At 75.0% G+C, this 21219-nt stretch carries 24 protein-coding genes and 1 pseudogene; 13 read left to right on the top strand and 12 right to left on the bottom strand.

Annotation, left to right across the window (positions count from 1 at the left end):
* Window positions 1-90 precede the first annotated feature (90 nt).
* Window positions 91-393, top strand: a complete 303-nt coding sequence (locus N555_RS29070) for a cold-shock protein (RefSeq protein ID WP_029430963.1) — start codon at window positions 91-93, stop codon at window positions 391-393.
* 9 nt (window positions 394-402) lie between these two features.
* Here the strand turns inward: N555_RS29070 and N555_RS0107950 are convergent, their stop codons facing one another.
* Window positions 403-2658 (bottom strand): helicase C-terminal domain-containing protein, encoded by a 2256-nt coding sequence (locus N555_RS0107950; RefSeq protein ID WP_029430962.1) that lies wholly within the window; start codon window positions 2656-2658, stop codon window positions 403-405.
* Between the two features lie 35 nt (window positions 2659-2693).
* Between N555_RS0107950 and N555_RS0107945 the strand changes: the two genes are divergently transcribed.
* Together N555_RS0107945 and N555_RS0107940 are read left to right on the top strand one after the other, a co-directional pair.
* The gene (locus N555_RS0107945) at window positions 2694-3212 is read left to right on the top strand and encodes a hypothetical protein (RefSeq protein ID WP_029430961.1); all 519 of its coding nucleotides are present in this window, start codon (window positions 2694-2696) and stop codon (window positions 3210-3212) included.
* 95 nt (window positions 3213-3307) lie between these two features.
* Window positions 3308-3541, top strand: coding sequence for a hypothetical protein (locus tag N555_RS0107940; RefSeq protein WP_029430960.1), 234 nt, complete (start codon window positions 3308-3310; stop codon window positions 3539-3541).
* A gap of 13 nt (window positions 3542-3554) precedes the next feature.
* Here the strand turns inward: N555_RS0107940 and N555_RS0107935 are convergent, their stop codons facing one another.
* Together N555_RS0107935 and N555_RS0107930 are read right to left on the bottom strand one after the other, a co-directional pair.
* Window positions 3555-3866 carry a hypothetical protein gene (locus tag N555_RS0107935; RefSeq protein ID WP_051683840.1) on the bottom strand — a complete coding sequence of 104 codons (312 nt, stop codon included), beginning with the start codon at window positions 3864-3866 and terminating at the stop codon, window positions 3555-3557.
* Window positions 3867-3915: 49 nt separating this feature from the next.
* Entirely contained in the window at window positions 3916-4695 is a 780-nt protein-coding gene (locus N555_RS0107930; RefSeq protein WP_231502646.1) for an endonuclease/exonuclease/phosphatase family protein, read from the bottom strand.
* A gap of 60 nt (window positions 4696-4755) precedes the next feature.
* On the opposite strand from N555_RS0107930, the gene N555_RS0107925 reads away from it, so the two are divergent.
* The 3 genes and pseudogenes from N555_RS0107925 to N555_RS28610 form a co-directional block, all read left to right on the top strand.
* A complete protein-coding gene (locus N555_RS0107925) occupies window positions 4756-5319 on the top strand; it encodes a nucleotidyltransferase family protein (RefSeq protein WP_029430957.1) in 564 nt (187 codons plus the stop codon).
* A gap of 123 nt (window positions 5320-5442) precedes the next feature.
* The gene (locus N555_RS0107920; protein ID WP_081866104.1) at window positions 5443-6696 is read left to right on the top strand and encodes a cytochrome P450; all 1254 of its coding nucleotides are present in this window, start codon (window positions 5443-5445) and stop codon (window positions 6694-6696) included.
* A gap of 132 nt (window positions 6697-6828) precedes the next feature.
* Window positions 6829-7014: pseudogene (locus tag N555_RS28610) on the top strand (cold-shock protein); the annotation flags it as partial.
* 231 nt (window positions 7015-7245) lie between these two features.
* Here N555_RS28610 and N555_RS0107910 read toward each other — a convergent pair.
* The gene (locus tag N555_RS0107910) at window positions 7246-7695 is read right to left on the bottom strand and encodes a DUF2771 family protein (protein WP_051683891.1); all 450 of its coding nucleotides are present in this window, start codon (window positions 7693-7695) and stop codon (window positions 7246-7248) included.
* A complete protein-coding gene (locus N555_RS25730) occupies window positions 7692-9467 on the bottom strand; it encodes an MFS transporter (protein ID WP_231502645.1) in 1776 nt (591 codons plus the stop codon). The genes N555_RS0107910 and N555_RS25730 overlap by 4 nt, the downstream gene beginning before the upstream one ends.
* A 169-nt stretch (window positions 9468-9636) precedes the next feature.
* Between N555_RS25730 and N555_RS0107900 the strand changes: the two genes are divergently transcribed.
* Window positions 9637-10404: a DUF3027 domain-containing protein gene (locus N555_RS0107900; RefSeq protein WP_029430952.1), complete on the top strand. Its 768-nt coding sequence runs from the start codon at window positions 9637-9639 to the stop codon at window positions 10402-10404.
* A gap of 129 nt (window positions 10405-10533) precedes the next feature.
* Here N555_RS0107900 and N555_RS0107895 read toward each other — a convergent pair whose 3' ends face one another.
* Window positions 10534-10755: a DUF2530 domain-containing protein gene (locus N555_RS0107895; RefSeq protein WP_029430951.1), complete on the bottom strand. Its 222-nt coding sequence runs from the start codon at window positions 10753-10755 to the stop codon at window positions 10534-10536.
* A gap of 97 nt (window positions 10756-10852) precedes the next feature.
* Between N555_RS0107895 and N555_RS0107890 the strand changes: the two genes are divergently transcribed.
* Genes N555_RS0107890 through thpR form a run of 5 tightly spaced genes read left to right on the top strand, consistent with a single transcriptional unit; the run spans window position 10853 to window position 15169 of the window.
* Complete coding sequence (locus tag N555_RS0107890; protein WP_029430950.1) at window positions 10853-12379, top strand: NCS2 family permease; 1527 nt, start codon at window positions 10853-10855, stop codon at window positions 12377-12379.
* Between the two features lie 34 nt (window positions 12380-12413).
* The gene (locus N555_RS0107885; protein WP_029430949.1) at window positions 12414-12848 is read left to right on the top strand and encodes a MarR family winged helix-turn-helix transcriptional regulator; all 435 of its coding nucleotides are present in this window, start codon (window positions 12414-12416) and stop codon (window positions 12846-12848) included.
* Between the two features lie 35 nt (window positions 12849-12883).
* The gene (locus N555_RS0107880; RefSeq protein WP_081866062.1) at window positions 12884-14140 is read left to right on the top strand and encodes an MFS transporter; all 1257 of its coding nucleotides are present in this window, start codon (window positions 12884-12886) and stop codon (window positions 14138-14140) included.
* 49 nt (window positions 14141-14189) lie between these two features.
* Window positions 14190-14576, top strand: coding sequence for a hypothetical protein (locus N555_RS0107875; RefSeq protein WP_051683839.1), 387 nt, complete (start codon window positions 14190-14192; stop codon window positions 14574-14576).
* Window positions 14573-15169: an RNA 2',3'-cyclic phosphodiesterase gene (thpR, locus tag N555_RS0107870; RefSeq protein WP_029430946.1), complete on the top strand. Its 597-nt coding sequence runs from the start codon at window positions 14573-14575 to the stop codon at window positions 15167-15169. Before N555_RS0107875 ends, thpR begins: the two co-directional genes overlap by 4 nt.
* 69 nt (window positions 15170-15238) lie before the next feature.
* Here thpR and N555_RS0107865 read toward each other — a convergent pair whose 3' ends face one another.
* Window positions 15239-16207 carry an aldo/keto reductase gene (locus N555_RS0107865; protein ID WP_029430945.1) on the bottom strand — a complete coding sequence of 323 codons (969 nt, stop codon included), beginning with the start codon at window positions 16205-16207 and terminating at the stop codon, window positions 15239-15241.
* On the opposite strand from N555_RS0107865, the gene N555_RS0107860 reads away from it, so the two are divergent.
* The gene (locus N555_RS0107860) at window positions 16206-17045 is read left to right on the top strand and encodes a thioesterase family protein (RefSeq protein WP_156036254.1); all 840 of its coding nucleotides are present in this window, start codon (window positions 16206-16208) and stop codon (window positions 17043-17045) included. The two genes, N555_RS0107865 and N555_RS0107860, sit on opposite strands and share 2 nt — an antisense overlap.
* On the opposite strand, the gene N555_RS0107855 is transcribed toward N555_RS0107860, so the two are convergent.
* The 5 genes from N555_RS0107855 to N555_RS0107835 form a co-directional block, all read right to left on the bottom strand.
* Complete coding sequence (locus N555_RS0107855) at window positions 17042-17602, bottom strand: TetR/AcrR family transcriptional regulator (protein WP_081866061.1); 561 nt, start codon at window positions 17600-17602, stop codon at window positions 17042-17044. The two genes, N555_RS0107860 and N555_RS0107855, sit on opposite strands and share 4 nt — an antisense overlap.
* A 59-nt stretch (window positions 17603-17661) precedes the next feature.
* Window positions 17662-18429, bottom strand: a complete 768-nt coding sequence (locus N555_RS0107850; RefSeq protein ID WP_029430942.1) for an ABC transporter permease — start codon at window positions 18427-18429, stop codon at window positions 17662-17664.
* Entirely contained in the window at window positions 18426-19151 is a 726-nt protein-coding gene (locus N555_RS0107845; protein WP_029430941.1) for an ABC transporter ATP-binding protein, read from the bottom strand. The genes N555_RS0107850 and N555_RS0107845 overlap by 4 nt, the downstream gene beginning before the upstream one ends.
* An 81-nt stretch (window positions 19152-19232) precedes the next feature.
* Window positions 19233-20261: an ABC transporter permease gene (locus N555_RS0107840; protein WP_156036252.1), complete on the bottom strand. Its 1029-nt coding sequence runs from the start codon at window positions 20259-20261 to the stop codon at window positions 19233-19235.
* On the bottom strand, window positions 20261-21211 hold the full coding sequence (locus N555_RS0107835; protein WP_029430939.1) for an NAD(P)/FAD-dependent oxidoreductase: 951 nt from the start codon (window positions 21209-21211) through the stop codon (window positions 20261-20263). The genes N555_RS0107840 and N555_RS0107835 overlap by 1 nt, the downstream gene beginning before the upstream one ends.
* Window positions 21212-21219: the final 8 nt, after the last annotated feature.

Genomic DNA, 21219 nt, shown 5'->3' with positions numbered 1-21219 from the left:
GGATTGCGGCGCAGCGGTCGCGCCGGACTACCCAAGGTAACGCCCGGCGGCGACATCCCCTTCCGCGTCGCCGGCTGACACCCTGCTCGCATGGCGGTCGACGCGGTGGTGCGCGAGTGGCACGACGAGGACGGCTGGGGCGTGCTCGACAGCCCGTCGACGCCCGGCGGCTGCTGGGCGCACTTCTCGGCCGTCGCCGCCGACGGGTACCGGACGCTGTCCGCCGGCGACCGGGTGCTGCTGGAGCACGAGGCGGCGCGGCAGGACGGCTACACCTGGCGGGCGGTTCGGGTCTGGGCGGCGGACACGGTCCCGGTCGACCCGCCGCCGTCCCCGCCCGGCGAGGCCTACCGGAGCACCCTCGTGATCACCTTCGACGACGACGAGGGGTGAGCCCACCGCTCAGGTGGGTGCGGGGGCGTCGTCGTCGACCAGCGCCACCGAGGTGATCCGGTGGACGGCGAAGGTGCGGGTCTCGCCCCGGCCCTCGTCGAACGCCTGCAGGAACCCCCCACCGAGCGACACCGGCTGCACCACACGCTGGCTGCCGCTGCCCTGGGCGTCGACGTAGCCCAGCCACACCGGGATGCCCACGCGGATGGCACGCGACAGCAGCTCGAGGGTGCCGGCGGTGGTCACGCCGGGCACCTGCCGCACGGCCTCCCCGCGGCGGGCCGACAGCGCCGCGTCGCCGGCCCGGATCTCCCGGACGGTCGCGGCCAGCTCGGCCTCGGTCAGCGGCCGGGGTGCGGCAGTGGTGGACGTCGTCGCCTTCCGGCCGAGGGCGCGCGGCCGGGCCGGGGGCCGGGTGAGGACGGCGCCCCCGGAGGACTCGCCCGCGGGGGCGTACCCCGCATCGCGCAGCACGGAGAGGACCTCGTCGGCGCCGAGCCCGCTGACCAGCACGCCGGGAGCGAGGCGGCGCAGCTCGGCGTTGGCGGTCCGCCGGTCGTTGAGGACCTGCGACAGCAGCCCGTGGTCGTCGGAGCGCACGTAGCTCTCGATGGACCCAACCCGCAGCCGGCCGTGCTGGCGGGCGACGTCGTCCACCAGGTACGTCAGCGCCTGCGGCACCGGCGTCCGGGAGGCGCGGCCGAAGAACTCGTGCAGGTCGGTGGCCGACCAGCCGGAGTCGAGGGCGCGGCGGACGCTGGACTCCGAGACGCGGAAGACCGTCGCGCCGCCCGAGGACTCGACGTCGGCGACGACGGCGAGGGTGTCGGCCAGCTCCGCCACCAGCGGCCCGGGCGCCACGAGCGAGAGGTCGGGCTGGGCCAGCACGTGGTCGACCGGCTCGGGCAGCAGGCCGCGCATGCCGTCGGCGGCGCCGTCCTCGCCGGCGGTCAGCAGCCCCCGGCCGCCGGTCGACAGGACCCCGCCCACGAGCACGCCCAGCCGGCTCGCCTCGTCGAGCATCGCGGGCACCGGCGTGAGCCGGTCCGCGCGCCGCGGCGTGCGCCAGCGCAGCAGCTCCACCAGCTCGTCCGGGGCGAGCCCCGAGCCGGGCGGGTACTCGCCGAGCGCGGCCAGCGCACCGCGCCGGATGCCGGCCGCGGTGTGCCGGACGAGGTCGGGGGAGAGGGCGTTGACCGCCTTGCCGGCGACGTCGCGCTGCCCGACCAGCGACGGGATCCGCGCGCTCTCCAGCCAGCCGCCCACCAGCGTCGCCCACCGGTCGGCCAGGTCCTGCTCGCGCCACACGTCGTAGGCGCGGGTGGGCAGCCACTCGTCGCGGTGCGGGCCGCCGACGTCGAGCAGCCCGGCCGCGTGCGCCAGCTCGAGCAGCCAGCCGGCGTCGGCCTCGTCCACATGCAGGGCGCGGGCGATCCGCTTCTGGTCCCGGACGGCGACCCCGCCGCTGCGGAGCAGTCCGGCCGGCTCCTCCTCGAGCAGGGTCAGCAGCTCGCCGATGCGACCCACCGCCTCGAGGGCCGCCCCGGCCGCCCGCCGGTCCAGCATCGCCGGGTCCGAGGTCACGACCTGGGGCTCGGGACGCACCCGTGGCGGGCCATAGGGCCGGTCGCCGCGCAGCATCAGCCCCACCTCCCGGGGCAGCTCGACGTTCAGCGCGTCGATGCGGGCGAGCAGGCCGCGCTGCAGCAACCGCCGGGCGGGGGTCGCCGGACCGCCGGCGTTGTCGGGGAGGTGCCCGACCGGCCGGCCTCCCGACAGCCGCTCGAGGACGTCGCGCTCGTCGGCCGGCAGCTCGCCGATCGCGGCCGCGAGGTCGGCCGGGAGCACCAGTCGGAGCTCTGACGCCCGCCGGCCGAGCCCGGCGGGGTGCCGGACGGCGCGGCGCACCGGGTCGGGGGCGTGCAGCACGTCGTCCCCCCACAGCACGGCACGGGCCCTCAGCGCCTCGATCGCCCCGGTCAGCACCTCCTCCGGCACCTCGGGCAGCGCGCCGAACAGCTCCGCGGCCTCCACGCCGTCGGTCGGGGCGAGCAGGACGACGTCGAGCACCTGGAGCGTGGCCGCGTCGAGCTCGTCGAGGGCGCGGTCCACCGACACCGGGACGGCGAGCCGGCTGGCGAGGGCCACGACGTCCGACGGCGCGGGGCGCGCGACATCGGGCCGGGCCGCCAGCAGGGCGGCCACCTGGGCGTCGCTGCGGGTGCGCAGCCAGCCGGCCAGGGTGGCGGGGAGTTCGACGGACATCCGGACCACGGTACGGCGCCTGCGACGATGGCCGCGTGCAGCCGGCCGCCGACGACCCCGCGACGACCGCCGCGCTCACCGCCTACCGGGGCGGCGCCCTGCGCTGGGTGGCCGGCGGCGCGGTCGCCGGGGTGGTCGCCGTGCTGGGTGGGGTCGCCGCCGCGGCGGTCGCCGACGAGACCGGCCGCCGGGTGCCGGTCATGGGGCTCGCGGTGGTGGGGCTGCTCTTCGTCGCACCGGTCGCCGTCGCCATCGGGGTCGGTTCCCTGCTGCGCGCCCGCCGGTGGGCGCTGGCGATGGCCGCGACGCCGTGGGTGCACGGCGTGCTGCGGGCCGCCGGCCCCGCGGTGCTGTCGTTCGAGCACGGCGGGCCCGACGAGCCGGAGGCCGTGCGCCTGCAGCTGGAGACCACGACGCTCTGGCGTGCGCGGCTGGTGCAGGGCCTCGACGGCGGCGCCGTCCGGGCCGTCCCCGTGGGCGGCGGGGAGTGGGTGTTCACCGCCGACGGGCTGGGCACCCTGCTGGGGGCCCGGGAGCCCCGAGGCCGCCGCTGAACCGCCCGCGCCGGTGTCGCGCGCGCTCCGCGGCAGCGGGTCGGGGAGGATGACGGCGAGAGCGCACCGCGTGCGCAACGGACCTCGGAGGCGACATGGCGAAGCGAGACCCCAAGAAGGCGCACCTGGTCGAGCCCACCTGGGGGCAGTCGGAGGGGGACGGTCCGCCGGTGACCGAGCTCATCAGCGAGCTGGCCGGTGCCCTGTCGCCGTTCGGCGAGGACCACAGCTTCCCGCTGCCGCCGGAGCGGCTGCGGTACGCGCACCCGACCGACAAGCCCAACCGGGCCGGCCTGCAGGCCGGGGAGTCGCCCCGCCGGAAGCGCTGAGGGCAGCGGCTGGTCAGCCGGCCTTCGCCTTGGGGGCCGGCGCCAGCCGGACGAGCAGCTTCGACAGCGTCGTCCCGACGACGACCCAGACCAGCGCCGCGATCGCGGCGTTGATCGTCTCGCGGAGCTTCAGGTCCTCGGGCGTGAACAGGTCCGTCGTGAAGCCGCCGAAGTCCTCGCGGATGTTCCGCGTGAACTCGACGATGCCGTTCGCCGGGTTCGCCTCGAAGAAGACGAAGATCGCGTACAGCAGGATGACCGCACCGATGGCGGAGCAGACCACCCGCACCACGGTGGCGACGACGTTGAGCGCTCGGGCGGCCATGCCCCGATGATCGCGCAGGTCACACCCCCGCGCGACCCGTCGGACCGGGTCAGCCCACCCGGCAGTCGACCGCGAGGGCCCGGTGGTCGGACAACGGCAGCCGGACCGCCTCGGCCGGCCCGTCGGCGCTGACCGGTCCGCGCGCCAGGACGTGGTCCAGCTGCCGGGTCGGTTCCTCCACCGGGAAGGTTGCGGCCGAGCCCAGCGGCCGCAGCCCGCTCACCCGGACGGCCTGCCGCGGCTCCATGTTCAGGTCGCCCATCACCACGAGCGGTTCGCGGGTGCCGGTCAGCGAGCGCATCAGCCGGCGGAGCTGGAACACGTTCCACCCGGGCACGAACGACAGGTGGGTGTTCGCGACGGTGAGGTGGCCGTGCGGCCCCTCCACGACGGCGGCCACGGCCACCCGCGGCTCGTCGCCGACGATCTTCGGCCGGCGGTCGCCGCGGAACCACACCGGCACCCGGGAGGGCAGCGCCGGCAGCCGGACCACCCGCCAGGACACGACCGGCAGCCGCGACAGCAGCGCGATGCCGTAGCTCGCCGACCCCGGCTGCTCCTCTCCGGTGGCCGCCATCCAGGTGCCGCCGGGCGTGCCGGACAGCGCCGCCACGAACTGGGAGTCGACGGCGCCCATGGCCTCGGCGGCGACCGCGGTGAGGTCGGCGTTCATCGAGCGCGGCTGGTCCCGGTCGACCTCCTGCAGGCCGAGGACGTCGGCGTCCAGCGCCTTGACCGCGGCCGCCAGGCGGTCGCAGTCGACGCGGCCGTCGGCGAGCGAGCGGCCGTGCAGGATGTTGAACGTCGCGATGCGCACGGTGCTCCCCATGCCCCGATGCGGGCGGTCCATGCCGTGCGTGGGGCAGACGCGAGCGGGTAGCAGCCTGCGGTGCAGCCCGACGACCGTGACGAGATCCGCGACCTGCTGAAGCGCACCGCCGTTGCCCTGAAGGAGGGCGGCGTGCCCTTCGCGCTCTGCGGCGGCTACGCCGCCTGGGTCCGCGGCGCCCCGGAGCCCGACCACGACGCCGACTTCCTGGTGCCGGCCGCCGAGGCCGACCGGGCGGCGAAGGTGCTGGCGGAGGCGGGCCTCGAGGTGGCCGACCCCGCGGAGGACTGGCTGACCAAGGTCGTGCAGGGCAACTCGTTCGTCGACGTGCTGTGGCGGGTCTGCGGCAGCCCGGTGGAGACCGACCTCATCGAGCGGGCCGAGGACAGGCCGGTGCTCTCGGTGCACATGCCGGTCCTCGCCGCGACCGACATCGTCGTCACCAAGCTGATGGCGCTGGACGAGCACTACTGCGACTTCGCCCGGATGCTCCCGGTCGCCCGCGCGCTGCGCGAGCAGGTCGACTGGGACCAGGTCCGGCGGGACACGGCGGGCAACGACTTCGCCGTCGTCTTCCTCGTCCTGCTGGGCCGGCTCGGGATCGTGGAGCAGCCGGCCTCTTGAACTGAACGGCGCTCAGCGAGCATGATGCCGGTCACATACCAACCACTATGTGGTCGGCGGCGTGTCCGGTCGGGAGCTCCCGGGAGCGCTGTGCGGCGACTGGCGAGGGGACCCCCCGTGACCGTGACGGCGACGAGTACCACCCGGGCCGAGATCGACTTCTCCGTCTACAACCCGTACTCGATGGACTTCGCCCGCGACCCGTGGCCGACCTGGGACCGCTTGCTGAACGAGTTCCCCGTCGCCTGGCACCGCGACCTGCAGTGCTGGATGGTCTCGCCGCACGACCTGGCCGCGGAGGTGATGAAGAGTCCCCGCTTCAGCACCAACTTCGGCGACTACAAGCACGCGCCGCCGCCCAAGCCGCGGTCCGAGTGGACCCTCTACAACGAGGTGATGCAGTACCACCTACAGATGCAGGACGCGGCCGGCCACATGCGGCTGCGGCGGCTGACGGCGCCGGCCTTCTCCCGCCGGGTGATGGACGTCATCGAGGTCCGGATCAGGGACTCCATCGTCGGCGTCTTCGACGAGATCCCCGACCCGCGCCGCTTCGACGTCGCCGACGACATCGCCGCCAAGGTCCCGATCCGGGCCATCGCGCGCATGGTCGGCGTCCCCTCCGACGCCGACACCCTGTTCGAGCACGGCCTCGGCTGGAACCTCGTGCGCGCCGCGAACCCGCTGTACTCGGCGGAGGAGCGGGCCGAGTTCCAGCAGGGCACGATCCCCGGCCTGCAGTACCTCATCGACACGGTGCGGGAGGCCCGCAGCGGCGGCCACACCGACGACTTCATCGGCACGCTCATCGACACCGAGATCGACGGCGAGCGGCTGCACGACCTCGAGATCGTCGCGCTGCTGATCTCCCTCATCTCGGCCGGGGCCGACACCGCCGTCGACCTGCACACGATGGCCCTGCTCGCCTTCCTGACCCACCCCGATCAGTGGCAGCTGCTCGGCGAGCGGCCGGACCTGCACGAGGCGGCGGTCATCGAGGCGCTGCGCTGGGGCTCGATGGGGAAGCTCGGCGCCATCCCGCGCTTCCCCCGCGAGGACGTCGAGATCGCCGGGCAGGTCCTGCCCAAGGGCGAGTTCGTCCACTTCATGCTCGGGCCCGCCTGGGTGGACCCGAAGAAGTGGCCCGAGCCGCTGCGCTTCGACATCACCCGCAACCACGCCGGGAACCTCGTCTTCGGTGCCGGTCCGCACCTGTGCATCGGGCTGAACCTGGTCAAGGTGCAGGGCCGGCTGATGCTCGACGAGTTCCGCCGCCGCTTCGGGGACACCGCGCGGCTGGAGGGCGAGGTCGAGTACGACCCGCAGCACTGGAACGCCCGGCGGATCAGCCGGATGACGGTCACCACCGGCGCCTGAGCCGGCACCCGGCCCGGCGCCGGCGAATGCGGTCTCCGGTGCGGGGCGACCCCGACTAACCTGATCACCGGGGGCTCCGCGCCGCCCGCCGGCAGCCCGCCGGACCGACCGCGACGTGACTGAGGGATCGACGTGCCCACCGGCAGAGTGAAGTGGTTCAACCCGGAGAAGGGATTCGGTTTCCTCTCCCGCGAGGACGGTCCCGACGTCTTCGTGCACAAGGACGCACTCCCCGCGGGCACCGAGGAGCTCAAGCCCGGTCAGCGCGTGGAGTTCGGCATCGTGGCCGGTCGCCGTGGCGACCAGGCCCTGCAGGTGCGCGTCCTGGACCCGCTCCCGTCGGTCACCGCCGCGCACGCCGCGGCCAACCGCAAGACCCCCGACGAGCTCGTGCCGATCATCGAGGACCTCATCAAGCTGCTGGACGACGTCTCCGAGGGGCTGCGCCACGGCCGGCACCCCGACCGCTCGCACGCCCGCAAGGTCGGCACCGTGCTGCGGGCGGTGGCCACCGACCTCGAGCACTGAGGCGGGCTGCCGGCCCTGGCCCTACTCGGCGCGGATGAAGCCGATCGGCCAGGCGCCGGAGAACTCGCCGCAGTCGGTGCCCTTGTCCTCGACGACGACGAGGTAGAACGCGGCGGGGACGACGTCGGAGCTGGTGATGTCGTCGAACGTCGTGCTGCCCGCCTCGACCTCGACCTCGCCGAGCTGCTCCTCGAGCTGGTCGTCGAAGACCTGGACGCTCCATCCGCGCTCGGCCACCGCGTCGGGGACGCTGAGCGAGATCGGCGCGTCCGCGGACACCTCGATGATCGGCGGCTGCACCGAGGTGTACCGCTGTCCCTCGCCGTCCTCGCAGTACTGGACCGGCTGCACGCTCACGTCCTGCGGTCCCACGGTCACCTGGACCGACGGCGGCCCCTCGGGCTCGTCCTCCCCGCAGCCGGTGAGCAGGACCAGCAGTGCGGCCGCGGTCGCCGTGGCGGTGGGCCTCACGAGGCCCACTGCTCGGCCGGCGGGGTGCGCCGCTGCCGTTCCCGTCCCCACAGGACGACGCCGACGGCCAGCACGAGCAGCGCCGCCGCCACGGTGAAGCCGAGCCAGCCGGTGGGCGGCAGGGCGATGCCGAGCGCGCCGCCCACCACCCAGGCCAGCTGCAGCATGGTCTCCGAGCGGGCGAAGGCCGAGGCGCGCAGGGAGTCGGGCACCTCGCGCTGGATGATCGCGTCCAGCGACACCTTGCCGAGGGCGTTCGCGATCGCGGAGACCCCGGCCACCAGCGCCGCCGTCCAGAAGCTGAAGAAGACCGCGGCCACCACGGTGATGCCGGCGGCCACGCCGGCCGAGACGAGCACCATCTGGTCGGGGCTGACCGTGTGCAGCCGGGACCCGACCGCGGTGCCCAGCACGCTGCCGACCCCGGCCGCCGCGGCGATGCCGCCGAGGGCCACGGTCGCCTCCCAGCCGGTGGCCGTGGCCTGCACCAGGAACGCGGAGAAGATCGTGAGGAAGCCGGCCAGCCCACGCAGGGCGGAGTTCGCCCGCAGCGCCACGACGACGTGCGGGCTGACCTGGCGCCGCCGCTTGCCCACCGTCTCCTGGGGGGAGGTCGTCAGGACGTCGGCGGGCTGCTCGCCGGCCGGCACGTCGACGTGCGCCGGCAGCCGGATGGCCAGCACCCCGGCGACGGCGAAGACGATCGCGGTGGCCCAGAGCTCCGGGCGGAAGCCGAAGGCCCACGCCAGCCCCGCGGCGATCCCCCCGAACACCGCCGAGGTGAGCAGGCCGAACACCGACGTCCGGGCGTTCGCGCTGGTCAGCGACATCGCCGAGGGCAGCACCCGCGGCAGGACGGCGGCGCGCAGCACGTTGTGCGCCTTGGACAGCACCAGGACGCCGAGCGCGGCCGGATAGAGGTAGAGGTCGTCGTAGTGGGCCGCCATGACCAGCGCCAGGACGGCGCGGCCCAGCGACGCGCCGCCCATCGCCCACCGCCGTCCGCGCTGCATCCGGTCCAGCAGGGGCCCGATGACGGGAGCGACCACCGCGAACGGGGCCATGGTCACCAGCAGGTACAGGGCCACGTTGCTGCGCTGGGCGTCGCTGGTCGCGGCGAAGAACAGCGTGCCGGCCAGCGAGACGGCGATCATCGCGTCCCCGGCGGCGTGCAGGGCGTTGGTCCACAGCAGCTGGGTGAGACCGCTCTCCGCGGCGCCGTCGGCCCGGCTGGCGGCCTTGACCCTGGCCACGGCGGCGCCGGTCAGCTCACGGGAGCGGGCCACCGCCACCCGCGTCACCGTCGGCCGCTGCCCTGGCGGGAGCGCGGCGGCCGGCTGGGTCTGCCCGTCGGGCTGGTCGGTCGCCAGGACGGTGGTCTCGGCCGCCTCGTCGGGGCCGGGCTCCGGCCAGGCCGGCGGCTGCTGACCCGGGTACCACGAGGCGGGCGGACCCGGCTGGTACGGGCCCGGCTGCTGGTACGGCCCGGGCGGGTAGCTGCCCGGGGGGTAGGGCGCCGGGTACGCCCCCGGTGGCGGATAACCGGCCGGGGGATGGCCACCCGGAGGATAGCCACCCGGCGGGTACGGGCCCGCCGGGTACGGCACCGGGCCGTAGGGACCGGCGCCGTACCCGGGCGGCGGCTGCGGGGGCACGTACGGCCCGGGCGCCTGCGGCAGGACCTCCGTGACGTGCTCGGCGTCGGCCGTCGGCAGAGGGCGCGTGGCCGCGCGCGGGCGCTGCACGGGCGCGGTGTCCGGGGTCGGGCTCACCGCACGCGCCGACCTGCGGCGGAGCACGCCGCGGCGCGGACCGGGGGGCGGGGAGTCGGACACCGCTCCATGGTGCCGCACGAGCCTGAACAGGGGCGGGGAGGCGGGAGCGCCGCGCGCGTGCCGCACCGCGCGGGTCGGCAAGCGGGAGGTGCGCGACAATGGCGTCGTGTCCGAGACCCCGCCGCCCGCCCTGGCCGCCGCCGTCGACCTCGCCCGCGCCGCCGCGGTGGAGACGGCCGGCGATGCCGCCGTCGTCGGCGAGCACCTGGCCGCCGTCTCGGACGACACCGGCGACCCCGCCCGTGGCGAGGTGCTGACCCACTCCTTCGCCAGCACCCTGCCCGGCTACGTCGGCTGGTACTGGGCGGTCACGATCGCCCGGGCCACCGGCGAGGAGACCGTGACCGTCGACGAGGTCGTCCTGCTGCCCGGCGAGCGGGCGCTGCTCGCTCCCGCGTGGGTGCCGTGGCACGAGCGGCTGCGCCCGGGCGACCTCTCGGTCGGCGACGTCCTGCCCTCCACCGAGGACGACCCCCGGCTGGTGCCCACCTACACCGTCGACGACGACGCGGCCGACGACCCGGAGGCCCGCGTGGTCGCCCGCGAGATCGGCCTCGGCCGCGAGCGGGTGATGTCGCACGAGGGCCGCTCGGACGCGCTGGCCCGCTGGAACGACGGCGACTTCGGACCGCGGTCGCCCATGGCCCGCCAGGCCCCCGGACCGTGCGGGACCTGCGGCTTCTTCCTCCCGCTGGCCGGGACGCTGCGCGCGGCGCTCGGCGCCTGCGGGAACGCCTACGCCCCCGCCGACGGCCGGGTGGTCACCGTCGACTACGGCTGCGGCGCGCACAGCCAGGCGTCCCTGGTCGCGCAGGACACCACCGAGGTCGTCAACACCGCGCGCTACGACACGGCCGACTTCGACCTGCTGTAGCACTGCGGTCCTCCGGACCGCACCGCGGCCAGGTGCCGTGCCCCCGGTGCGCTGAGCCCCGCCGTCGCACCCTTCGCGGAACCCTCCGGGCCCCACTCGGGCACGACCCTCGCAGGGCGGCTTCGGGCCTTAGTCCTTGCGGCCGAGTTGGCCCTGCCAGCGCATGATGCCGAGGCCGAGGAACGGCAGCACGATCCCGGCCACGCAGGTCCAGGTCCACACCCGGTCGACCCGGTCGCCGAGCAGCAGCAGGACCACCAGCGCGACCGCCCACAGCGCTGTCCCGGCGAGGACGACCCGCGCGGTGTCGACCCGCAGCGGGGGCGGGGCCTGCTTCGTCGGACCGGGCATGTCCCCGACCTTAGGCGTGACCCGACGGTGACCTCGGTTCCCGCCGGATGTGGCACTCTGTCGCCGCCCGTCCGGCTGAACAACGGGGAGATCCGTCATGCCCGAGCAGTCCCACCCGACCACGGGGGACACCCCCGCCGACGTCTCGGCGGCCACGTCGGCGACCACGCCGCGGCGCAGTGACGGCCCGCGCATCCGGCCGCGCAACGGCCTCGACCGCTACTTCGAGATCAGCGCCCGGCGCTCCACCGTCGCCCGCGAGCTCCGCGGTGGGCTGACGACCTTCTTCACGATGGCCTACATCGTCATCCTGAACCCGATCATCCTGACGACCATCGACACCGGCAACGGGCCGGGCGTGGACGTCACCGGCGGCTCGCTGTCCTTCGCCTCCGTCGCCGCGGTCACCGCGCTCATCGCCGGCGTCATGACCATCCTCATGGGCGTCGTCGGCCGGTACCCCTTCGCGCTCGCCACCGGGCTGGGCATCAACGCCGTCGTCGCGGTCTACGCGGCGACCCAGCTGTCGTGGCCCGAGATCATGGGCCTGGTCGTCCTCGAGGGCCTGCTGATCACGGTGCTGGTGCTCACCGGCTTCCGGAAGGCCGTCTTCGAGGCCATCCCGCCCCAGCTCAAGACGGCCATCGCCGTCGGCATCGGCTTCTTCCTCACCATCATCGGTCTCGCCGACGCCGGGGTGATCCGCCCGGGCAGCCCGCTGATCACCTTCGGCGTCGGCGGTCAGCTGGCCGGATGGCCGCTGTTCGTCTTCGTGTTCGGCCTGCTGCTGATGGCCGTCCTCGTCGTCCGCAAGGTCAAGGGCGCGCTGCTCATCGGCATCGTGGCCACGACGCTGCTGGCCATCCTCATCGAGGCGATCGCCGACATCGGCCCGCGCATCGGGGACGAGAACCCGCACGGCTGGGCGCTGCAGGTGCCGAAGCTGCCCGACGACGTCGTCGACGGCCCCGACCTCTCGCTGATCGGCAACTTCTCGCTGTTCGGCGGCTTCGAGCGGATCGGCATCATCGCCGCCCTGCTCATCGTCTTCTCGATCATGATCGCCGACTTCTTCGACACGGTCGGCACGGTGACCGCCGTGGGTGCCGAGGGCGGCCTGCTCGACGAGGACAAGAACCTGCCGAAGTCGCAGCCGGTGCTGCTCATCGACTCGCTGGCCGCCGCGGCGGGTGGCGCGGGCAGTGTCTCGTCGAACACGACCTACATCGAGAGCACCGCCGGTGTCGCCGACGGTGCGCGCACCGGCCTGGCCAGCATCGCCACCGGCCTGCTGTTCCTCGTCGCGATGTTCTTCACGCCGCTGGTCCAGATGGTCCCGTCGGAGGCGGCCGCGCCCGCGCTGGTCATCGTCGGCGCCCTGATGATCACGCAGATCCGGTACCTGGCATGGGACGACATGTCCCTGGTCATCCCGGCGTTCCTCACCATCGCGCTGATGCCGTTCACCTACTCGATCACCAACGGGATCGGGGCCGGCGTCGTCAGCTTCGTGCTGCTCCGCCTGGCGGTGGGCCGCCGCCGCGACATCCACCCGCTCATGTGGGTGATCGCGATCGTGTTCGTCGTCTACTTCGCGCTGGAGCCGATCCAGCAGCTCGTCTGAGGGGGCGGAGCGGTCGTTAGGTAGGCTACGGATCGTGCCCCGGACGACGCTGGACACCGCGGCGCTCGCGCACGACCTGCGCCTCGCGGTCATGCGCTTCTCCCGGAGGCTGCGGAACCAGCGGGTCGACACCTCGGTGACGCTGACCCACCTGTCCGCGTTGTCGACGCTCAAGCAGCACGGGCCGATGAGCCCGGGCGAACTGGCGGGGCACGAGCGGGTCCAGCCGCCGTCGATGACGCGGGTCGTGGTGGCGCTGGAGGGGATGGGCCTGCTGACCCGCAGCCCGCACCCGACCGACGGGCGGCAGGTCGTCATCGACCTCACCCCGGCGGCGGCCGAGCTGCTCGGCGCCGAGGCGCAGGCCCGGGAGGCGTGGCTGAACGAGGCGCTGACGGAGCTGACCGACGAGGAACGGGCAGTCCTGCGAGAGGCCTCGACGATCATGGAGAAGCTGGCCGGACGGTGACCGGGACGGGCGCCGAGGCGAGGTCCTCGCGGGGGATGTTCCGGTCCCTGAGGGTGCGGAACTTCCGGCTCTACGCGTCGGCGAACCTGGTCAGCCTCATCGGCACCTGGATGCAGCGGATCGGCCAGGACTGGCTGGTCCTGCAGCTCTCGGGCGACAGCGGGGTGGCCCTCGGTGTCGTCACCTCGCTCCAGTTCGCGCCGGGGCTGGTCCTCGGCATGTACGGCGGGGTCCTCGCCGACCGGTACCCGAAGCGGCCGCTGCTGGTGGTCACCCAGGCGCTGATGGGGGTGATCGCGCTCGCGCTCGGCCTGCTCGTGATCACCGGCCACGTGCAGCTGTGGCACGTCCTGGCGTTCGCGGCCGCGCTCGGCGTGGTGTCGTCCATCGACCTGCCGGTCCGGCAGTCCTTCGTCTCGGAGATGGTCGGGCCCGATCTGCTGACCAACGCCGTCGGCCTGAACTCCACCGTCTTCAACGGGGCGCGGCTGGTCGGCCCGGCGGTCGCCGGTCTGCTGATCGGCGCCTCGTCGGGCGGGACCGGCCCGGCGTTCCTCATCAACGCCGGGAGCTTCGCCTTCACGATCGCCGCGCTGCTCGGCATGCGCGCGGCCGAGCTGTTCCCCAGCCCGCCGGTCGCCCGGGCGCGCGGCCAGCTCCGGGCGGGCCTGGCCTACACCTGGTCGCGCCCGGATCTGGTGCTGGCGCTCTCGCTCGCCTTCCTGGTCGGCACGTTCGGGTTGAGCACCCAGGTCACGATCGCGCTCATGGCCCGGCAGGAGTTCCACCTCGGGGCGAGCGCGTTCGGGCTGCTCACGACGTTCTTCGCCGTCGGCTCGCTCACCGGGGCGCTGCTGTCCGCCCGGCGCAACAGTCGCCCCAAGGAGGGCTTCCTCGTCCTGGCGCTGGTCGTCCTCGGGAGCTGCTGTGTGGTGGCCGGGCTCATGCCGGGATACGCCTGGTTCGCCGCGGCGCTCGTCCCCATGGGAGCCGCCGCGATGATGTTCACGGTGGCCAACAACGGCTTCGTCCAGCTGGGCGCCGATCCCCAGATGCGGGGGCGGGTCATGGCGCTGTACTTCGTGTGCCTCACCGGCGGCCTGCCGATCGGGTCACCGCTCATCGGGTGGATCGGCGAGCACCTCGGCGCGCCCTGGGCCTTCGTGCTGAGCGGAGGGCTGCTCGTCGTCGCCGGGTTGTGCGCCGCCGCCTGGCTCTCCCGCAGCACGCGTGCCCGGCAGCTGGCCGAGGAGCGGACGACGGTCGGCCGCTCGCCCATCGGGGCAGGCTGATCCGGCGTACCCTTCCGGCCACCCGCACTCCGCCGACCCGGAGGCCGCCATGGCCGGCGCTCTGCTGCAGATCGCGTTGCTCACCGCGGCACTCGTGGGCGCCTTCGCCCTCCTGGGCCTGCTGACCGGGCTCTTCTGCGGCACCGTGCGGCTGCGCCCCCGGCGTCGCGGGGCCGCCGAGCCGGTCCACCGCCCGCTGCAGGCCGTGGCCGCGGACCTCCGCCGGCTCGCCCGTGAGCTCGCGCTCGTGCCCGCCGGCGTCCCCGTCGCCCGCCGGCGCGGCCTGCAGAGCGCCTACGACGACGTCCTCGTCGAGGCGGCGGCCCTGCTCGAGGTGCCGCACACCATGACCCTCGCGTCGCCCGGAGCGCGCCGCGACGCCGAACGGAAGCGGCTGCAGGCCGCCCTGACCGACGCCGGCCTGGACCCGCGCTGAGCGCACCGCCACCGCTCCGGCTGTTCGTCGCCGTGGCCCCGCCCGAGGCCGCGCTCGCGCACCTCGCCGCGGTGGTCGCGCCGCTGCGCGAGGCACCGGGTGCACCCGCGTGGACGGCGGTCGAGCGCTGGCACCTCACGCTGCTGTTCCTCGGCGCCGTGCCCCCGGCGACCCTCGAGCCGCTGACGGAGCGGGTGGCCGGCGCCGTCGCCGCGGCCCAGCCCATGACGCTGCAGCTGATCGGCGGTGGGCGGTTCGGCTCCCTCCGGCGTCCGCAGGTCCTCTGGGCGGGGGTGGCCGGGGACGTCGACGCACTCACCGCCCTGGCGGGCCGGCTGGCCCGAGCCGCCCGCTCCCTGGAGCTGCCGGTGGACGACCGGCCCTTCCGCCCACACCTCACGCTCGGCCGGTGGCGTCCCGGACGGCCCGCCGACGCGACGCTGGCCGACCGGATCGCCGACTACCGGGGGCCGCAGTGGTCGGTCGGGGAGGTCGCGCTCGTGCGCAGCATGCTGGGCGCGAACCCCCGGCACGACGTCATCGCCGTCCTCCGGACGGCACCGCGGCCAGGTGCCGTGCCCGAGTCGCATTGAGCCCCGCCGCCGCGTCCGGAGGGGACCCTCCGGGCCCGCCACCGGACACGGCAACCGAACCTCCCCTTGCTACCAGGCGTACTCCATCGGGGCGGGCCGGTAGCCGGGGAAGATCTCGTCGAGGCGGGTCAGCGTGGCCTCGTCGAGGGCGATGTCCACCGCACGCATGCCGCCCTCGAGCTGCTCCATCGTGCGCGGCCCGATGATCGGCGCGGTCACCGCCGGGCGGTGCAGCAGCCACGCGACGCCGACGTCGGCCGGAGCGTGCCCGAGCTCGGCGCAGAGCGACTCCCAGGCCTCCAGCGCGGGACGGTGCTGCTCGATCTGCTTCCGGACGCGCTCGTCCTTGCGGCGGTCGCCGGCCGACTCGTCGAGCACCCCGGCCAGCAGCCCGCCGGCCAGCGGGCTCCACGGGATGACACCGATGCCGTGGTGCTCGGCCGCGGGCAGCACCTCCAGCTCCACGTGCCGGGTGAGCAGGTTGTAGTGCGACTGTTCGCTGACCAGGCCCTGGGAGCCGCGCCGCGCGGCGACGGCGTTCCCGGTGGCCAGCTGCCAACCGGCGTGGTTCGAGGCCCCGACGTAGAGCACCTTGCCCTGGGCCACGAGCGACTCGCACGCCTGCCAGATCTCGTCCCACGGCGTGGCCGGGTCGCTGTGGTGGAACTGGTAGAGGTCGATCCAGTCGGTCTGCAGCCGGCGCAGCGACGCCTCGCAGGACCGCACGATGTTCCGGGCGGACAGCTTCGAGTCGTTGGGCCAGTCGCTCATGGTCCCGTAGACCTTGGTGGCCAGCACGGTCTTCTCCCGGCGGTCGCCGCCCTGGGCGAACCAGGCGCCGATGACCTCCTCGGTGCGGCCGCGGCCGGCGCTGCGCCCGTAGACGTTGGCGGTGTCGAAGAAGTTCACGCCCTCGGCCAGCGCCCGGTCCATGATCGCGTGCGAGTCGGCCTCCTCGGTCTTCCACCCGAAGTTCATGGTCCCGAGGCAGAGACGGGAGACCGACAGACCGCTGCGACCGAGGTGCGTGTACTCCATGGGAAGCCACCCTGGCACCCTGACGGTCGTGCCGCAGAACCACCCCGACAGTGCCTTCGCCCGCGCCACGACCGTCGCCCGCGCCGAGGGCGGTGGCGCCGTCGCCGAGCTGGACCCGGGCTGGGAGGTCGGCGGCGGGATCCTCAACGGCGGCTACCTGATGGCGGTCGCGGCGCGGGCGGCCCTCCTGGACAGCCCCCACCCGCACCCGGTGGCGGTCTCGGCGACCTTCCTGCGGGCCGGCGCCGGGGGTACGGCGCGGATCGAGCTCCTCGCCGAGACGACCGGGCGCACGCTGGCCAACACGGCCGCCGTCCTCTCCACCGGCATCGGTCCGATCCTGACGGCGCAGGTCACCACCGCCACGCTGGGGGAGGAGCCGGTCGACTGGTCGGCCAACCCCATGCCCCAGGTGCCGGCGCCCGACGAGTGCCCGGCCGCGCTGCGGCCGCCGGGCGTCCCGGTGCCGGGGCTCGTCCAGCGCCTGGACATCCGCTTCGACCCCGCGACGGCCGGCTTCGTGCAAGGGCGGCCGGCGGCCGAGCCGCGGTTGCGGGCGTGGATGCGCCTGGCCGACGGCGGCGAGCCCGATCCGCTGGCGCTGCTGATGTTCGCCGACGCGCTGCCGCCGGCCGGGTTCGCGATCGGCCGGATGGGCTGGGCTCCCACGGTGCAGCTGCAGGTGCTCGTCCGCGCGCTCCCGGCGCCCGGCTGGTGCCTGGTCGAGAACGTCAACACCGAGGTCGCCGGCGGCTGGACCGACGAGGACTGCCGGATCTGGGACTCCACCGGCCGGCTGGTCGCGCAGAGCCGGCAGCTCGCCCGCCTGCCGCGCTAGTCCCTCCGACCGGGCAGGTCGACGTCGCCGGTCAGGTAGCGCTGCACGGTCGGGCCGACGGCGGCCACGACCTCGTCGGCGGACGCCGATGCCAGCGGCTCCAGCCGGAGCACGTACCGGCTGACCACGAGCCCGATCACCTGGGAGGCGACGAGGGCGCCCCGGGCCTCCCGCTCGCCGACGGGCATGTCGAGCGAGCCGACGACGCGGCGGATGATCTTCGCGAGGACGAACTCGCGGAGCAGCTTCGCCGAGAACTCGTGGGTGATCGCCGAGCGCACCAGCGCCAGGACGGCGGGCCGGGCCGGGCCGTCCCAGACGTGCAGCACCATCCGGACGACGGCGGCGCCCCGGGCGTCCGGGGGTGCGGCCAGCACGTCGGGCAGGAGGTCGTCGGGGTCGGCGGGGGCCTCGACGGCGGCGAGGAAGAGCTTGTCCTTCGTGCCGAAGTAGTGGTGCACCAGCGCGGGGTCGACGTCGGCGGCGCCGGCGATCCCGCGGATCGAGGCGCCGTCGAAGCCGCGCTCGGCGAACGCCGCCCGGGCCGCGGCCAGCACCGCGTCGCGGGTGCCGGGGTTGCCGGGGCGGCGTCCGCCGGGGCGCCGTGGGGTCTCGCTCAGCTGGTCCTCCTCCGCAGGGTCCCCGCCGCGAGCGCCAGGGCCGCCAGGGCGACGGCGGCGATGATGCCGACGTCCCGCCACATCGTCGCGGTCGCCGACGCCGAGGCGCCGACCTCCTGCAGGGCCTCGACCGCGTAGGTCAGCGGCAGCACGTCGCTGACCGCCTGCAGCCAGCCGGCCATCTGCTCGCGGGGGACCAGCAGGCCGCAGAGGAAGAACTGCGGCAGGACGACGACCGGCATGAACTGCACCGCCTGGAACTCGCTCGTGGCGAACGCGCTGGCCAGGAGCCCGAGCGCCACCCCGAGAACCGCGTCGACCACCGCGATGAGCACGACCAGCCACAGGGAGCCGGCGACGTCGAGGCCGTAGACCGTCGTCGCCACCCCGACGGTCACGAGGGCCTGCACCGCGGCGGCCGCACCGAAGGCGGTGCCGTAGCCGAGCAGCAGGTCCAGCCGGGACAGCGGCGTGGTCAGCAGCCGCTCGAGCGTGCCGGAGGTGCGCTCCCGCAGCATCGCGATGCTGGTCACCAGGAACATGACGACGAACGGGAAGATGCCGAGCATCGTGAGCCCGACCCGGTCGAAGACCGGTGCCTGCCCGGGGACCGCCGGGACGTCGCGCCACAGCAGGTAGAGCAGCCCGAGGAGCAGGCCGGGGAGCACGGTGAGCATCGCCAGCGTGCGGGGGTCGTGGCGCAGCTGGCGCAGCACCCGACCGGTGGTCGCGCCGGTCAGCCTCGGACTGAGGACGGCGGTCATGCGGCCACCTCCTGCTGCCGGGCCCGGACGAGGCGCAGGAACGCCTCCTCGAGGTCGTCGGTCCCGGACTCCGCCCGCAGCTGCGCCGGTGTGGAGTCACTGAGCAGCTCGCCCTCCCGGAGCAGCAGCAGCCGGTCGCAGCGGCCGGCCTCGTCCATGACGTGGCTGGAGACGACCAGCGTCGTTCCGCCGGCGGCGAGGGCGGCGAAGCGGTCCCACAGCTCCACCCGCAGCACCGGGTCCAGGCCCACGGTGGGCTCGTCGAGCACCAGCAGCTCCGGCTCGCCGACGAGAGCGCAGGCCAGCGAGACCCGCCCGCGCTGGCCGCCGGAGAGGTTCCGGACCAGCTGCCCGGCCGCGTCGCGCAGGCCGACGTCGGCGAGCGCGGCGTCGGCGGCGGCGGAGCCGCGGCCGAACAGGGCGGCGAAGTAGCGGGCGTTCTCCCGCACGGTGAGGTCCTCGTAGACGCTCGGCGCCTGGGTGACGTAGCCGACGCGGGAGCGGAGCGCGGGAGAGCCGGCTGGTTCGCCCAGCACGGTGACCCGTCCCGAGCGGACCTGCTGCACGCCGACGACCGCGCGCAGCAGCGTGGACTTCCCGCTGCCACTGGGACCGAGCAGCCCGGTCACCCGGCCGGCCGGGACGGCACAGGTGAGACCCGGCAGCACCCGGCGGGGTCCGCGGTCGACGACGAGATCGGTGACCGTGACGGCGTCGTCCATGGGGACCTCCGTAGGGAACTCAACGCCTGATGAACTCAACGCTAGATGAGTTACCGGACCGCCGTCAACGAGGAGGGGGTGTCAGGCGGGAGAGCGGCGGCGGGAGACCGCGTCCAGCGCGCCCACGACCAGGAAGGGCACCGCCGACCACAGCGCCAGCACTACGACGCCGTGCGCCACCGCGTGCCCGGACAGGTACGCCGTCCCGCGCAGCGCCTGGACCGCGACGCCGGGCGGCAGCACGTCGGCGAGCGGGGCCAGCCACCCGGGCAGGTACTCGGCGGGGAAGCTGCCGGTGCTCGTGGCCGCGCCGACGGTCAGCAGGACGGCGGTGGCGACGAACGTCCCGACCGCGCCCAGCAGCCGCAGCGCGAGCGCCGACGCCGCTCCGCACGCCAGGGCGAGCAGCGCGACCAGGCCGCCGACGGTCCAGAAGCCGGCGGGGACCGCGTCGAACGCCACCACCGACAGCGACGCGGCGACCAGCCCGGCGACCCCGGCGAAGAGGACGGCGCTCGCCAGGCGCAGCCGCAGCCGTAGCTGGGGCGCCACCTGGTAGCTGGTGATCCCGAAGAGGAAGCCGCCGAGGACCACGCCGAACGCGGTGTGGTCGATCGCCCGGCCGCGGCTGTCGCCGTCGGCCAGGGGTGCGACGTCGGAGACCTGCAGCCCGCCGCCGGCGACCGGTCCGAGCGCGTCGGTCAGGTCCTGGGTCACCGCCTGCCCGTGCGCGCCGGCCACGAGGAGCTGGGGTGCCGAGCCGTCGAGCACCAGGGCGGCGTAGAGGTCTCCGGAGGTGACCGCGCGCTCCGCGGCCGAGGCGCTCGGCAGCCGCTCCAGCTCGAGCACCCCCGGGCGGTCCCGCTCGAGGGTGGCCTGGAGCTCGGCGACCTGCGGCGCGGGCCCGACGACACCGACGGGGAGGTCGTGGGGCTCTGCGGCCGGGAAGGCCGCCAGGTAGACGACGATCAGCAGCGTGCCGATGGCGACCGCCACCAGGGCCGGCAGCACGATGCCGCGCAGTCCCGCCCTGACCGGAGAGCCGGCGGAGCGCTGCTCCTCGACGGACTGGTCGGCCGGGCCGGGCGGCGGTTGGAGTCCCGCCGGCATCAGCCCGCCCTGACCAGCGCCCTGCCGAGCGCGGTGCCCGAGGTCCAGGCGGCCTCCACCCGCGAGGGTGCGGCCCAGCCGTCCCCGCACGCGCCGATCCCGTCGACGAGCCCGAACGGCTCGGGGCGGGCCTCGGCGGGCCGGGCGAAGGTCCAGCGGTGCACCGTCGTCCAGGCCGGGGCCGTGCCCAGGCCCAGGACGCGGTCGACCGCCGCGGTCACGGCGGGGATCGCCGCGTCGGGGTCGGCGAGGTGCGCGCGGGCGAGTTCGGGGGTCGTGTGGGCCACGAGCACCGGGGCGCCGTCCCCCCGCCGGTCGCCGTCGTCGGCGATCCAGGCGAGGACGTCGTCGTCGTGGACGAACACCCCGTGCAGGTCCGCCGGCCAGGAGCGCCGTTCGAAGCCGACGACGACGGCGAGCGCCGGCTCCCAGGTGCGGTCGCCCAGCAGCCGGTCGGCCGTAGCCGCGTCGAGGAGCCGGCGGGCCTGGGGGTCGGGCATCGCGAGGGCGACGGCCGGCACCTCCTCGCCGTCGACCGTCGGGCCGGGACGCACGTGCTCCACGGTGCGCTCGTGCCGCACGTCGACGTCCGCGGCGAGGTCGGCGACCAGCGAGCGCAGCCCGCCGGGCGCCGCGTACCGCACCGGGCCGGTCGTCGTGCGCTCGATGCCGCCGGCCCCGGCGACGGCGAACGTGTCGGTCCAGGGCCGGGCCAGGCCGCGGTCCACCCAGCCGCCGACGACGCCGGCGAACTCCGATCCGTCCGAGGCGGTGAGGTACGAGGCGCCGATGTCCACGACCCGGCCGCCGCGCATGGTGCGCGAGGCCATCCGGCCGCCGGGCCGGAGTGCGCGGTCGAGCACCACCGCGCCGACCCCACCGGTGGCCAGGGCGCGGGCGCAGGCGACGCCGGCGATGCCGCCGCCGATGACGGTCACGGGGGAGGGCACCGCTTGAT

This window comes from Blastococcus sp. URHD0036, assembly GCF_000701365.1.
Classification (GTDB): domain Bacteria; phylum Actinomycetota; class Actinomycetes; order Mycobacteriales; family Geodermatophilaceae; genus Trujillonella.
The sequence above is the reverse complement of the archived record's forward strand: the minus strand, read 5'-3'. Positions and strand labels throughout refer to the sequence as shown.

What these genes read in the sequence shown, in the direction of transcription:
- N555_RS0107875 (WP_051683839.1), top strand. Translation starts at nt 14,190, where the DNA reads ATGGCCGGCGCTCTGCTGCAGATCGCGTTGCTCACCGCGGCACTCGTG.
- N555_RS0107940 (WP_029430960.1), top strand. Translation starts at nt 3,308, where the DNA reads ATGGCGAAGCGAGACCCCAAGAAGGCGCACCTGGTCGAGCCCACCTGG.
- N555_RS0107935 (WP_051683840.1), bottom strand. Translation starts at nt 3,866, where the DNA reads ATGGCCGCCCGAGCGCTCAACGTCGTCGCCACCGTGGTGCGGGTGGTC.
- N555_RS0107840 (WP_156036252.1), bottom strand. Translation starts at nt 20,261, where the DNA reads ATGCCGGCGGGACTCCAACCGCCGCCCGGCCCGGCCGACCAGTCCGTC.
- N555_RS0107895 (WP_029430951.1), bottom strand. Translation starts at nt 10,755, where the DNA reads ATGCCCGGTCCGACGAAGCAGGCCCCGCCCCCGCTGCGGGTCGACACC.
- N555_RS0107865 (WP_029430945.1), bottom strand. Translation starts at nt 16,207, where the DNA reads ATGGAGTACACGCACCTCGGTCGCAGCGGTCTGTCGGTCTCCCGTCTC.
- N555_RS0107850 (WP_029430942.1), bottom strand. Translation starts at nt 18,429, where the DNA reads ATGACCGCCGTCCTCAGTCCGAGGCTGACCGGCGCGACCACCGGTCGG.
- N555_RS0107860 (WP_156036254.1), top strand. Translation starts at nt 16,206, where the DNA reads ATGGGAAGCCACCCTGGCACCCTGACGGTCGTGCCGCAGAACCACCCC.
- N555_RS0107890 (WP_029430950.1), top strand. Translation starts at nt 10,853, where the DNA reads ATGCCCGAGCAGTCCCACCCGACCACGGGGGACACCCCCGCCGACGTC.
- N555_RS0107930 (WP_231502646.1), bottom strand. Translation starts at nt 4,695, where the DNA reads ATGGGGAGCACCGTGCGCATCGCGACGTTCAACATCCTGCACGGCCGC.
- N555_RS29070 (WP_029430963.1), top strand. Translation starts at nt 91, where the DNA reads ATGGCGGTCGACGCGGTGGTGCGCGAGTGGCACGACGAGGACGGCTGG.
- N555_RS0107950 (WP_029430962.1), bottom strand. Translation starts at nt 2,658, where the DNA reads ATGTCCGTCGAACTCCCCGCCACCCTGGCCGGCTGGCTGCGCACCCGC.
- N555_RS0107880 (WP_081866062.1), top strand. Translation starts at nt 12,884, where the DNA reads ATGTTCCGGTCCCTGAGGGTGCGGAACTTCCGGCTCTACGCGTCGGCG.
- N555_RS0107845 (WP_029430941.1), bottom strand. Translation starts at nt 19,151, where the DNA reads ATGGACGACGCCGTCACGGTCACCGATCTCGTCGTCGACCGCGGACCC.